This is a genomic window from Pseudomonas sp. EggHat1, assembly GCF_014892995.1.
Classification (GTDB): domain Bacteria; phylum Pseudomonadota; class Gammaproteobacteria; order Pseudomonadales; family Pseudomonadaceae; genus Aquipseudomonas; species Aquipseudomonas chaetocerotis.
Map to the genome: position 1 here is coordinate 43,892 of NZ_JACKQK010000008.1, position 12,986 is coordinate 56,877.

Annotated in this window: 11 protein-coding genes; 3 read left to right on the forward strand and 8 right to left on the reverse strand. The window is 63.9% G+C overall.

All coding sequences use genetic code 11. From position 1 onward, the window contains the following. The first annotated feature begins 2 nt into the window (after window positions 1-2). On the forward strand, window positions 3-908 hold the full coding sequence (locus tag INS93_RS14175) for a GIDE domain-containing protein (protein WP_192983040.1): 906 nt from the start codon (window positions 3-5) through the stop codon (window positions 906-908). 64 nt (window positions 909-972) lie between these two features. Here INS93_RS14175 and INS93_RS14180 read toward each other — a convergent pair whose 3' ends face one another. After that, window positions 973-3,027, reverse strand: coding sequence for a putative bifunctional diguanylate cyclase/phosphodiesterase (locus INS93_RS14180; protein ID WP_192983042.1), 2,055 nt, complete (start codon window positions 3,025-3,027; stop codon window positions 973-975). A 304-nt stretch (window positions 3,028-3,331) separates the two neighbouring features. On the opposite strand from INS93_RS14180, the gene INS93_RS14185 reads away from it, so the two are divergent. Both INS93_RS14185 and INS93_RS14190 read left to right on the forward strand, forming a co-directional pair. Next, window positions 3,332-4,627 carry an ammonium transporter gene (locus INS93_RS14185; RefSeq protein WP_160019764.1) on the forward strand — a complete coding sequence of 432 codons (1,296 nt, stop codon included), beginning with the start codon at window positions 3,332-3,334 and terminating at the stop codon, window positions 4,625-4,627. A gap of 2 nt (window positions 4,628-4,629) precedes the next feature. Further along, window positions 4,630-5,274 (forward strand): hypothetical protein, encoded by a 645-nt coding sequence (locus INS93_RS14190; protein WP_192983044.1) that lies wholly within the window; start codon window positions 4,630-4,632, stop codon window positions 5,272-5,274. Between the two features lie 66 nt (window positions 5,275-5,340). Here the strand turns inward: INS93_RS14190 and INS93_RS14195 are convergent, their stop codons facing one another. The 7 genes from INS93_RS14195 to INS93_RS14225 form a co-directional block, all read right to left on the reverse strand. Further along, window positions 5,341-5,922 (reverse strand): superoxide dismutase, encoded by a 582-nt coding sequence (locus INS93_RS14195; protein ID WP_003462535.1) that lies wholly within the window; start codon window positions 5,920-5,922, stop codon window positions 5,341-5,343. A gap of 243 nt (window positions 5,923-6,165) precedes the next feature. After that, the gene (locus INS93_RS14200) at window positions 6,166-7,497 is read right to left on the reverse strand and encodes a DUF58 domain-containing protein (RefSeq protein WP_192983047.1); all 1,332 of its coding nucleotides are present in this window, start codon (window positions 7,495-7,497) and stop codon (window positions 6,166-6,168) included. Then, the gene (locus INS93_RS14205) at window positions 7,494-8,528 is read right to left on the reverse strand and encodes an AAA family ATPase (protein ID WP_192983050.1); all 1,035 of its coding nucleotides are present in this window, start codon (window positions 8,526-8,528) and stop codon (window positions 7,494-7,496) included. Before INS93_RS14205 ends, INS93_RS14200 begins: the two co-directional genes overlap by 4 nt. Then, entirely contained in the window at window positions 8,525-9,706 is a 1,182-nt protein-coding gene (locus tag INS93_RS14210; protein WP_192983053.1) for a DUF4350 domain-containing protein, read from the reverse strand. Before INS93_RS14210 ends, INS93_RS14205 begins: the two co-directional genes overlap by 4 nt. Next, window positions 9,703-11,289, reverse strand: coding sequence for a DUF4129 domain-containing protein (locus tag INS93_RS14215; RefSeq protein WP_192983056.1), 1,587 nt, complete (start codon window positions 11,287-11,289; stop codon window positions 9,703-9,705). The genes INS93_RS14210 and INS93_RS14215 overlap by 4 nt, the downstream gene beginning before the upstream one ends. Next, the gene (locus INS93_RS14220) at window positions 11,276-12,256 is read right to left on the reverse strand and encodes a stage II sporulation protein M (RefSeq protein ID WP_160019758.1); all 981 of its coding nucleotides are present in this window, start codon (window positions 12,254-12,256) and stop codon (window positions 11,276-11,278) included. The genes INS93_RS14215 and INS93_RS14220 overlap by 14 nt, the downstream gene beginning before the upstream one ends. Continuing rightward, window positions 12,253-12,978 (reverse strand): RDD family protein, encoded by a 726-nt coding sequence (locus tag INS93_RS14225; RefSeq protein WP_192983059.1) that lies wholly within the window; start codon window positions 12,976-12,978, stop codon window positions 12,253-12,255. Before INS93_RS14225 ends, INS93_RS14220 begins: the two co-directional genes overlap by 4 nt. Between the last annotated feature and the right edge of the window lie 8 nt (window positions 12,979-12,986).

Sequence of the window (12,986 nt, forward strand, 5' to 3'; positions counted from 1 at the left end):
CGATGATGCAGGTCGACCCCTTCGGCTTCTTCTTCACGCTGACCTTCACCCTTGGCGCCTGCCTGGGCGGAGCCTGGTGGTGCCTGCGGGGTTGGTCGCAGGCGCGTCATCTGCTCGACACGCCCACCTCGAAGATACGCTCGGCGGCGCAGGGCTACGTCGAACTCTATGGTGTGCTCGAAGCCTTGCCGGACACGCAGTTGCGTGGGCCGCTGACCGGCAAACCCTGCCTGTGGTGGCGCTTTCGTATCGAGGAGTATCGCTCCAGCGGCAAGAAGCGCAGTTGGCGGGTGATCGAGAGTGGCGCCAGTGACGCCTGGTTGCGCCTGGTCGATGGTACCGGCGAATGCCTGATCGACCCGCGTGGCGCCGAGATTCGTGCGGCGGTGCGTGAAGTCTGGGAGGGCAACCTGCGGCATCCGCTGGGCCCGGCCAAGACCGGATTGTTCGGCTTTCTCACCAGCGGCCAGCGCTATCGCTACAGCGAAGAACGCTTTCATGTCGGTCAGCCGCTGTATGCCATCGGTGATTTTCGCACCCGCGGCGCTGCGCAGCAGGGTTTCGACAGGCATGCCGCTCAGGGCGAAGTGATCCGCGAATGGAAGGGCGATTACGTCGGCCTGTTGCGGCGTTTCGACAGTGACGGCAACGGCGAGCTCGACGAGCAGGAGTGGAATCGCGTGCGTCTGGCGGCGCAACTGGAGGCCGAAGACCGGCACCGGCAAAAGGCGTCCGAGCCGGCGCGGCACCAGATGGCCAAGCCCGATGAGCGCCAGCCGTTCATTCTCTCCAACAGCGGAGAGGACGAGCTGGCCCGCAGCTTCTACTGGCGAGCCGCTGGTGGCGCTGTACTGTGCGTGGTCGGCGCACTGGCCACGGCCTGGCTGCTGGGTGTGCAGCACTGGTGAGCTGTTTTGCCGGGCGCGAACGAAAACGCCGCGATTGATCGCGGCGTTTTCGTTGGTGGTCGTGTCAGAGCGTTGCGGCTGAGCTCAGGCGTCGCGACTGCTTGAGGAACAGCGTCAACTCGCGCGCTGGCAGCGGTTTGCTGTAGAGATAGCCCTGACCCTCATGGCAGCCCTGGGCGATGATGTAGGCCTCCTGCTCGGCGGTTTCCACACCTTCGGCGATGACTTGCATGCCCAGGCTCTTGCCCAGCTGGATGATGGCGCGAACGATGGTGGCGTCGTCTTCGTCTTCGAGCAGATCCTGCACGAAGCTCTTGTCGATCTTGATCTTGTCCAGCGGCAGGCTTTTCAGATAGCTCAGCGAGGAATAGCCGGTACCGAAGTCGTCGATGGCGATCAGCGCGCCGGAGCGGCGCAGGCTGAGCAGATGCTGGGCCGCGGTGCTGATGTCTTCCATCAGGCCGGTCTCGGTGACTTCCAGCTCCAGGCTTTTGGGCGGCAGGCGGTAGACCTGCATCAGGTTGTTGACCACGCGTGGCAGCTCGGCGTGGTGTAACTGCACGGTGGACAGGTTGATGGCCATGCGCAGATCGCTGAAGCCCTGGTCATGCCATTCGCGCAGCTGGCGGCAGGTCTGGTCGAGAATCCATTCACCGATGGGGATGATGGTGCCGTTCTGCTCGGCCAGCGGAATGAACAGGTCCGGCGCGACGAAGCCATGCTGTGGGTGCTGCCAGCGCAGCAGCGCTTCGACGCCGACTACGCGATGGTCGCGGTAGTCGATCTGGGGCTGGTAGACCAGGTGCAACTGGTTCTGCGCCAGGGCATCACGCAGATCCTTTYCCAGCTCACGACGGCGACGCATCTCGCTGTCGACGCTGGCGATGTAGAACTGGTAGCGATTGCGCGAACGACTCTTGGCCAGGGTCATGGTCTGTTCGGCTTTCTGCAGCAGCTTCTCGGTGCTGTCGCCATCTTCCGGGAACAGGGTGATGCCGATGGTGGCGCGCAGGCGCACCTCGTGCTGATCGAGCATGAAGGGCAGCTCCAGATCGTCGAGTACGCTCTGCGCCAGTTCGGCTGCTTCGTAGGGTTGTTCGATGTCGGCTTGAACCAGAGCGAACTGGTCACCGCCCAGGCGGGGCAGCGCCCCGAGACGACCGCTGTGGCTGCGCAGGCGGTCGGACAGTGCGAGTAGCAACTGGTCGCCGCTCTGGTAACTGAATTGTTCGTTGATGCCCTTGAAGTCATCCAGGCCGACGCAGAGCACGGCGACGCGACGCTGCAGGCGGCCGGCATCTTCGAGAATCTGATCGAGCTGCTGTTGCAGCTGCTGGCGATTGGGCAGGCCGGTGAGGAAGTCATACTGAGCCATGCGCAGCAGGCTGTTCTCGGCTTCACGGCGCAGGTGGGKGTTGCGCTCGATGGAGGCCAGCAACTGGTTGGCGGTGTTGATCCACAAACCCAGCTCGTTCTTCTCGTTGCCCTTGAGCATGGGCAGCTTGTGTTCGCTGGGGCGGTCGGGATTGATGTTGGTGAGGTGCTCGATGATCTTCGACAGTGGTTTGGTCAGCAGCCAGTGATAGACCAGATAGAGCACCAGGCCCATGGCCAAGGCGCGCAGCACCCCTGAGATGAAGATGATTACCGAGTTGGTGACGAAGCTTTCGCCGTAAGGCGCCGTATCGAGGGTGATGTTGAGGTCACCGTAATACTCGCTGTAAGGGCCACGGCCGACCAGTTTGGTGGCGAACAGCTGTTCCTGACCGAGGATCGGGTCTGTCAGCCAGCGAGTCGGCATCTGCGCCAGATCGCGAGTCCGTTCGGCCAGCATGGGTTCGTTGGGGTGGCCAATGGAGGCGTGACGCACCGATTCGTGCTGGAACAACCCCTCGATCACTTGCATGCCCATCTCGCGGTCCAGGCTGTATACCGCCTGGGTCGAAGGATCGCGGAACATGCCGAGGATGCGATGGGCATCGTTGGCCACCGCCTGACGTGTCTTGTAGGCGTCGAAGACAATCTGCGCACAACTCAATACCACCCCTACTACGAGTGCTGACAACAGCACCACGCGGAGCAACTTGAGTGACAAGCTGTTCTTCAATTCCAGCTTCAAAGGCAATTCCTTATGTCGATGCTTACAGCGTCAGTCAGACGAGAGTATTGGCAATCTAGGCCTGGCCGTCAAAGGGCCATCATGCCTGGTGGCACTATTTATCCCACAAGGAACGCTCCTGGTGCGAATCGCCGCCTGGAGGCCGACTCACTGCTCTGTGTCGGTGCGATTGCGCCGTACTTGAACACCTTTTGTCATATTGACCGTCCGTTGTTGTTACGTCCTGTGACGCGCCAACTGCCGCCTGCTTCGCCGCTGGCACAAGAGTTGCGAAGGCCGGGCATCGACCAGGAGGGGACTCGTGATGAAAACGCTCATGCTGTTGCTCGTCGCTGTCAGCTTTGCCCCACAGGCCCATGCCGCCAGCGAAGAGGCCGCCAATACAGCCTGGCTGGTGTTGGCCAGCGTGCTGGTGTTCTTCATGCAGGCGGGTTTCGCCTTGCTGGAGAGCGGCATGTCACGGGCCAAGAACGCCGTCAACGTGATGATGAAGAACTACATGGACTGCTGCGTGGGCGGCATCGTGTTCTGGTTGTTCGGCTTCGGCCTGATGTTCGGTGCCAATGTCACGGGCTGGTTCGGCATGAGTCACTTCGCGCTGAATGACGGCGAGCCCTGGGACTACACCTTCCTGTTGTTTCAGATGATGTTCGCCGCCACCGCTGCGACCATCGCCAGTGGTGCCATGGCCGAACGCACGCGCTATGGCGCCTATCTGATTGGCGCGGTACTGATCAGCGGTGTGATCTATCCGATATTCGGCAGTTGGGTGTGGGGCGGTCTTTACGGCGGTCAGGGTTGGTTGGCCAAGCTGGGCTTTATCGATTTCGCCGGCTCGACCGTGGTGCACAGCATCGGTGCCTGGTGCGCGCTGGCAGGGATTCTGGTGCTGGGCCCGCGTCTCGGGCGTTTCGCTCCTGATGGCAAGGCACGCTTGATCCCGGGGCACAATCTTGGCCTGGTGGCATTGGGCGGCTTCATCCTCTGGGTGGGTTGGTTCGGTTTCAACGCCGGCAGCAACCTGGAAGTCAGCAGCAGTCTTGGGTTGATCGCCTTGAATACGCATCTGGCTGCGGTCGCTGGTGCGCTCGGCGCTCTGCTGGCACAACGCAGCACGGCCAGCCCGGTATTACTGACCACGACGGTGAATGGCTCGATTGGCGGGCTGGTCGGCATCACAGCCGGTTGCGCCAGCATGGCGCCGGGTTTCGCTCTGCTCAGTGGTCTTGTCGCCGGTTTCGTCGTGGTCTATGGCATGCGTCTGCTCGATCGCCTGCAGCTCGACGATGTCGTCGGTGCGATACCGGTCCACGGGTTCGCCGGTATCTGGGGCACCTTGGCTGCAGGCCTGTTCTATCAGGGCGACCTGTTCAACTGGGAGCGTGTCGCGGTGCAGGCATTGGGTGCTGCGGCAGCTTTTCTCTGGGCCTTTCCGGTTGCCCTGGTGTTCTACTTCCTGCTGGCCAAGACCATGGGGCTGCGGGTTTCGACCCAGCATGAGCAGCGCGGGCTGGATTTTGCCGAGCATGCCGAGGTCGGTTATCCGGAGTTCAACCTGACGCAGACCTTCGACAGCGAGCAATGGTCGAGGAGGGGCTGAGGATGAGATTGAGCCTGCGTCGTCGCGCGATCTACACCGGCCTGGCTGGACACTTTTCGGATGAAGAGGTCTGGCCGTTGCTGGCGCTGTGGGAGAACAAATACGCCGAGCAACCGCCGTTCGCCCTCAATGAATTTCTTGCCGAGGTGGTGCTGCGTACCGAGCGCAAGCTCGAACGCGCACGTCTTTACCGAGAGTTGGTTGGCGCCCTGACGGGACCGCCCTCGCAGCTGCTGCCTGACCCAGAGGAGCAACTGGCTGCCTGGCGCCAGGGACGCAACGAGGCCGTGCGGCAGGTGGCGACCCCGGATAGTGCCGCGCAAACCACTTTCCTGGCCCTGAACCAGGTCTTGCTGGAGCAACTCGATAGCGCGCAGCAGGCAGCACTGAGGCGCTTCGCCGCCGGCAACCTGTCCGGTATGGGGGTGAGCTCCGAGCTGTCGACGCGTTTACGTATCTGGTTGGAGCAGGGCGGGGGCGACGGTATCGCCAACCTGGGACTGGAGCAACTGCGTAAGCTGCTGAACCTGCTCTATATCGGGCTCTGCGAGTTTCTCGGGCCGGTCCGCGCTGACCGCGTACTGAGTCAGGCGGTCAATCGTGTGGAGCAGCAGGGGGTGGAGTTCTCACCACGTCGACTGCTCTAGATAGCCAGTGTCAGAAACGAAAAACCCGGCCATCAAGGCCGGGTTTTCGCATTACGGGGCTGAGATTCAGGCCGCGTAGTTCTGGGCGACGAAGTCCCAGTTCACCAGGTTCCAGAACGCCTCGACATACTTCGGACGCAGGTTGCGGTAGTCGATGTAGTAGGCGTGTTCCCAGACGTCGCAGGTCAGCAGCGGCGTGTCGCCGGAAGTCAGCGGGCAGCCGGCGCCGATGGTGCTGGCCAGGGCCAGGGAGCCGTCAGCTTTCTTTACCAGCCAGCCCCAGCCGGAACCGAAGGTACCGATGGAAACCTTGCTGAACTCTTCCTTGAACTTGTCGAAGGAACCGAAGGCAGCGTTGATGGCGTCAGCCAGAGCGCCAGTCGGCTGGCCACCACCGTTCGGCGACAGGCAGTTCCAGTAGAAGGTGTGGTTCCACACCTGAGCGGCGTTGTTGAAGATGCCGCCCGAGGAAGTCTTGACGATTTCTTCCAGGCTCTTGCCTTCGAACTCGGTGCCCGGCACCAGGTTGTTCAGGTTCACGACGTAGGTGTTGTGGTGCTTGTCGTGGTGGAATTCGAGGGTCTCGGCGGAAATGTGCGGCTCGAGGGCATTCTTTTCGTAAGGCAGCGGCGGCAATTCAAAAGCCATGGTCTATCTCCTACTCAGGTCGTGTGCGGTATGCGCAAGGCCGATCACGGGCGGCCTACAGGCGGCGTCGAGTTTGTACTCTTTGCGCCGCAGACTCGGGATCATAGCACCCGACCACGGCCATAACCACGCAACATCTGTGTGGGAAAGCCGGTGCCAGGGCCTTTGCAGCATTGAGTTCGACAGCCTCAGGCGCCAGCAGTTGCCTCTTTCGGCGCGGTCGCGCCGAAACGCCAACAGGCTTTAAAGTGCGCCGGCTTTCTTCCAGGCCAGATAACTGCTTACCAGCTCCGGGCCCAGTTCGCCCGGGCGGGCGTCGAGCACCGGTACTTCATGGGCAGCCAGACGTTCGTGCAGGTCGGCGCGGGCATTGAGGTAGTCCAGCGTGCCGCAGTAGGCCAGGGCCTGATCGAATTGCTCCACGGGCGTTTGACGCAGACGATCCAGTGCTTCCTCGCGCAGGCTGGCGATCAGCACGCGATGCTGGCGCGACAGGCGACGCACGGCGGCGAGCAGGTCCTGATCGTCTTCGTCACGCAGGTTGGTCACCAGCACCACCAGCGAGCGACGCCGCTGGCGCGCCAGCAGCAGATCGGCGGCGGCGCTGAAGTCGGCCGGTTGCTGGCTGGTGTCTAGGTCGTAAACGGCGTTGAGCAGCACGTTCAACTGCGCAGGCCCCTTGACCGGCGCCAGGTAACGCGACTGGTTGCCGGCGAAGGTCGCAAGGCCGACGGCATCGCCCTGGCGCAGGGCTACGTAGCTGAGCAGCAGGCAGGCGTTGAGGGCGTGATCGAAGTGCGACAGCTCGTCGTCCTGGCTGCGCATACGGCGGCCGCAGTCGAGCAAGAAGACGATCTGCTGGTCGCGTTCGTCCTGGTACTCGCGGGCGATGGGTGTGCGCTTGCGCGCAGTGGCCTTCCAGTCGATCTGGCGCAGGGTGTCGCCATCACGAAATTCGCGCAGCTGATGAAACTCCAGGCCCAGGCCGCGACGCGGGCGCTGACGCACGCCCAGCTGGCTCAGCCAGTCGTCTACCGCCTTGAGCTGCGCGCCGTAGAGACGCGCGAAATCGGGGTAGACGCGACTTTCACCTTCCAGCGGCAGCAGGCGTTTGGCCTGCCACAGGCGCAGCGGGCTGGGCAGTTTCAGCTCGCACAGGGCGAAGTGGAAGTGCCCACGGATCAGCGGCTTCAGACGATAGCTGACCCGCGTCTGCTGGCCAGGCTGCAGGGTGATGCGTTGCGGCAGGAAGTCGAAGGCCATGCCTTCTGGCACATGGTCGAAGACCTCGATTTCCAGGGGCTGGGCGAAATCGTGATGGGCGATCAGCTGTACCTCGCTCCAGCGCCCGAGCGGCAGGTTGCCCGGCAGTACGCGTTCCAGGCGCGGCGAGCGCTGGCGCCGCAGCCACAGGGCATCGACAGTGGCGATCAGCAGCAACGCCAGCAACAGTCCCCAGGCCACTGGCATCAGGCTGTCTGCCAGGCGCATGCCGAGCAGGGGCAGGGCGCCGAGCAGCACGGCAGCGGCGAACAGGCCGCCGAGCAGCCCGAGGAGCAGGCGCGAAGGTTTCATAGACGCGGTGCCGGCACCTGATCGAGCAACTGTTGCAGCACCTGATCCACCGACAGGCCTTCGATATCCAGTTCCGGCGCCAGGCGTACGCGATGGCGCAGCACGGCCAGGGCGCAGCTCTTGATGTCATCCGGCAGGACGAAATCACCGCCGCGCAGCAGCGCGCGAGCACGGGCGCCACGCACCAGGGCGATCGACGCACGTGGTCCGGCGCCCATGGCCAGCCCTGGCCAACTGCGCGTGGCGCGGGCCAGGCGTACGGCGTAATCGAGCACCTGCTCATCCAGTGGCAGATCGCTGGCGATCTTCTGCAAGGCCAGTACGTCCTTGGCCTGCAGCAGGGTACGCAGCGGGCTGACTTCGAGCATGTCGGCCTTGGCCGAACGGGTCACCTGGCGCACCATGTTCAGCTCTTCATCCTGCTGCGGATAATCCATGCGCAGCTTGAGCATGAAGCGGTCCAGCTCGGCTTCCGGCAGCGGGTAGGTGCCTTCCTGCTCGATCGGATTCATGGTTGCCAGCACCATGAACGGCAGCTGCACCGGCAGTGCACGGCCTTCCAGGGTCACCTGGCGCTCCTGCATCACTTCCAGCAGAGCGGCCTGGGTCTTGGCCGGTGCGCGGTTGATTTCATCGGCCAGCAGCAGGTTGGTGAACACCGGGCCCTTGCGCAGTTTGAACTGCTCGCTCTGCATGTCGTACACGGCATGGCCAGTGACATCGCTGGGCATCAGATCCGGGGTGAACTGGATGCGCGCGAACTCACCACCGAAGCAACGCGCCAGGGCGCGCACCAGCAGGGTCTTGCCCAGCCCCGGTACACCTTCGACCAACACGTGGCCACCGGCGATCAGTGCGGTGAGCACGTCGTCGATCACCGCGCTCTGGCCGATCACCGCCTTGCGCAACTCGGCGCGCAGGGCCTGGGCCAACTGGCTGGCACGCTGGCGCTGCTGCGCTTGCGGGTTGCTCGGCGCGGCGGCCGGGATTTCCTGCACCGGCAGGTTGTCGTTCTCGGGGGTCTCGCTCATAGGGCATTCCTGAGGGTTTGCAGGTGGGCGACCTGGCGGGTGAAGTCACTGGCGGATAGGCGCTGCGGCGGCAATGGGCGCATGGCCTGGCTGATGTCCTTGGCGGGCAGGCGGGTCAGGCGACCAAGAACCTGCCACTGCTCGGCGACGGCGAGCTTCTCGAAACCGGGATGACGGCGGCGGGCGCGGCGATTGATGTCCTGCTGCAGGCCTTTGAGCAGGCTGTGCTGGCCGCTGCGGCGGAGCAGGAAGTCGGCGCTGCCACGCAGGTGTTCCTCGAGCTGGCGCCGTGCTCGGCTGGCCGGTGCCTGCAGCGGGCCATGACGCATGCCGACGTGCCACAGGGTGGCGATGATCAGCAGCGCCAGCACCAGCAGTGCCAGTGGGAAGTGGCGCAGCAGCAGGCGGGCCAGGCCGTCGCTGTCGGCATGGTAGAGCAGGGTCACCGCGCTGTCCTGGCCCAGGTACCAGAGCAGCCAGGCGTGGTCGTAGTCGTCGATGTTGCGGTTTTGCCAGATCCACGGATCGCTCAGTACGGTGATCAGTCCGTCGCCGTGGTAAAGCTGCAGCAGGTGCGTGGCAGCGTCGCTGTTGGCCCAGGCGTGCGCGCGGTTCTGCGCATCGTACAGGTGGAAGTCGGTGTCGAAGGCGATGTAGGCCGGGGCCTGCTCGTTCTCCAGGTAGAGCTTGGTGAGTTGCGGGTAGGCCTCGCTCGCTTCGCTGTCTGGCTCGGGCTCACTGGCTTCTTCGTCGTCCAGCTCGTCAGTCATGTATTGCTGGACACCGAGCAGATCGAGCAGCAGGTCGCCGCTCTTGCCCTCCTCTTCGTCCCACAGGCGTTCGGCGATGAACAGCAGATGGCCGCCACTCGCCGTCCACTGCAGCACGCGCTCGACTTGGCGCGGCGTCATGTTGCTGCGGTCAGCCAGCAACATCAGGGTCTGACCTTCGCTGGGCAGGCCATCGAGCACATCCAGGCCTTCGGCGCGGCGTGCGGCGATGCCTTGTTTGTGCAGGAAGTGCTCGGCAGCCAGGTAAGAGCTGCTGGCAACCTCGGGGGCAGGGCCGTGCTCGATCACCTCTTCATAGGGTTCGAGTTTGCCCATCAGGTAGCTGGCGAGCAGTCCCAATACCAGCAACAGGGCCATGGCCAGGATGAAACCGGCGCGCCGACTCATGCTGCACGCTCCTGGCCGAACAGGCTGCGCCAGCCCTGACACAGGCCCTGACGCAGCGATTCGGCGGGAAGGCGATGCCCATAGGCCAGGGCCTGCCAATGCAGGGTGAGCTGGCGACTGTAGTCTTCCAGGTTCTCTTGCTCGAGGCCGGCGACCAGGTGCAGCACCTCGCCTTCGGTGTGCGACTGCTTCAGGGGCAGGCGGTGTTCATGCAGCAGGCGACTGAGCAGTGCGCGGTAGAGCAAACCGAGGGCTGCGCGCGGTTGGTCGGCCCAGAGTCGCTCGGCTTCGCTGGCGACATCGTCGGGCAGCGTCTCTGGCGCGAGTTCGAGACCGAACAGCTGTTGCGGCGCGACCTGTCGGCGTCGTGTCGGCAGGCCGATGCGGTCGCCAAAGGCCTGCAGCCACTCGCGGTAGCGCCACAGAACGAAGACCAGCAGCGCGGCCAGCGCTGCCCAAAGCAGCACTTCGAAAACTTGCGCGACGACATCCAGGCTCTTCCACCATTCGCCGAGTTTGAGCAGGTTCTTGAGCATGTCCAGGAAGGCTTCGACGTCTTCCGGCTTGGGCTCCTCTGCGGGCTTTTCTTCTCCCAGGCGCCAGCGCGTGACGGTTTCGCGGTGCTGGAAGGGCGGCTCGTCGAGCAGCGCTTCGATGCTTGCATGGGCGGCTTGGCTGGTCAGCGGCTGCTGGAGCAGGCGTGGTGCGTCCGGGCCTTGCGGGTCGGCCTGCTCAACTTCTTCGCTGACGATTGGCGGCGTGTCGGCCCATGCGTTGCTTGGCTGCTGCGTCAACAGCACGGCGCAACCGAGCAATAAGGCATAGGCGCTGCCGGTCAGGCGCTGGCGCAGGCGGCGGAAGGTCAGCTCGATATCCCAAGCTTCCAGGGCCGTGCGGCGGTTGAGATAGAGGGTGAAGCCGCAGGCGACATAGACCGGCTCCCAGATGATCAGCAGCAGCACATAAAGCAGATTGGACAGGTGCTCCAGCCACATCCACTGGCCACTGCTGGCGGCGATCAGGCTTTCCCAGGTCCAGTCCAGCTCCACCTGTTGTGGCAGCATCAGATAGAACAGGGCGACCAGGCCCATCCACAGGGCAACCTCCAGATGCATGCCCACCAGCGTCAGCCAGGTGGCAGCGGCGCTGTCGCGCTGACCGAGGACCACCAGGCGCTGACTGCGTGCCTGACCGGCCAGACCCTCAAGTTGCAGCACGGGCAGATCGAAGCTGCGCGTCGGGCTCAGGCGGCGCCAGGTCAGGCTGGCCAACAATTGCGGCCATAGCAGTTTCGGCAGGGCGCGCAGGGCCTGTTTCAGCGAGGGTGTGTTGCCGAACAGCGCTTGCGAAAGGATGTACAGCGGCAGGCGTTCATAGGCCGGTTTGAGCCACCAGAAGACGAAGATGGCCCAGCCCGGATACTGCCAGAGCAAGGCGCAGAGCAAGGCGAACAGCGGCAGTGTGACCAGCGCCCAACTGGCCATCAGCAGGCCGGCGTGACGACGGGCGAGCAGCACGCCGAGATCGATGGCTTCCCAGGCGCTGCGCGGGCGGATGGCAACGCTGGCTTCAGTCAGGCGCATGCTGCCTCCGACCGGCCAGTAGCAGATAACCCAGCACCAGCGCCCAGAGCCCGGCACCGACGACGTACTTGATGTTCGGGCTGGCGAAGGTGGTAGAGGACCAGAAGGCCTCGATGAAGGCGGCCAGCAGCAGGAACAGGATCACCCCGGCCACCAGCTGTATCGCCTTGCCTGCGGCCAGGCGCAAGGCCTCGCCACGGGGCAGGCGGCCGGGGGCGAGCAGTGCCCAGCCGAGCTTGAAGCCAGCCGCGCCAGCCAGGGCAATGGCGGTCAGCTCGAAGGCACCATGGCCGATGACGAAGGACCAGAAGGGCTCGCCATAACCGATGCGCGTCAGGTGGCCCGCCACGGCGCCGATCATCAGGCCGTTGAACAGCAGGAAGAACAGGCTGCCGAGGCCGAGCAGCAGGCCACTGGCGAAGGTCTGAAAGGCGATGCCGATGTTGTTCATGATGTAGAAGCCGAACATCACCCAGTCGTCGCCCGAACCGCGTTCACTGAAACGGCCGAGACGGCGCGCGTCGGGATCGTACATGCCTTCCATTTCGCTGACCTGGTCGGGGCTGACCAGGCTGAAAATCAGCTCGGGATAGAGATAGGTCAGCAGTCCCATCACTGCCAGACTGCCGAAGAACAGCAGGCTGGCCACGCATACGCTGCGCCACTCGCTGCGCACCAGGCGCGGGAAACCGCCGAACAGAAAGCGGACCATCTGCGCGCCAAGGTGGCTGCGATGGCGGTAGAACTGCTGATGGCCACGCATGGCCAACTGTTGAAGCTGGTCGATCAGGTGGCTGCTGTAGCCGCGTGCCTGAGCCAGGGCCAGATGCTGGCAAAGCTGTCGGTAGCTGGCGGCGAAGCCTTGATAGGTCTGCGTTTTGGACTTGCCGCGCTCAAGAGCTTCGAGCTGGCTGTTGAAGGCATCCCAGTCCGGCTGATGGCGACTTTCGAACAGGCTCTGTTTCACGGTGCGCTCCCCAGCAGGCCGCGCGCGATGCCGTTGAGGCGCGGTTCGGCCTGTTCGGCAGGCACTTGTAGCGGATCGGCCAGCAGCGCCGCCAGCTCGGCTCGGCGTGCTGCGGAGAGCTGGCCGCCACGTTCGGCAAAGCCGAGGATGGCGCGTTGCTCGTCAAGGCTGAGCGGGAAGGGTGCTGGCAGAGGTTCGGCGTCGGCGAGCAGCGGTTTGCTCAACGGCGCATCGCGATAGACCACCAGGGTGCCGGCGGCGATATCGCCAAGACGTTTGAATGCCGGGTGGTTCAGGCAGCTGATGATGCCCAGGGTGTAGCCAAATGGCAGGATATCGACGAAACGCAGCAGGTTGCGCGTCAGTGAAGCGGCCCAGCCGATTGGCGTGCCGTCATCGTGAACCACGCGCAGGCCGAGCATCTGCTTACCGGGAGAGCGGCCCTGGTTGAACACCTCGAACAGCACCATGTACCACCAGGTCACGAGAAACAGCAGGATCGTACCCAGGCCCATGCCGAACTGACCGAGCAGGCCGAGAACGATGAACATCACCATCAGGATCAGGCCACGAATGGCCAGGTCGATGGCGAATGCCAGGGCGCGCGGCACCAGCCCGGCCGGTCGCAAATGCAGATCGATACCTTCCGGCGTTTCGACCTGGTAGCGAGTATCCAGGGGGAGCTGGTTGAGCGGAAGGCTTGCGCGTGAGCGTGAGTGCATCGGCGGAC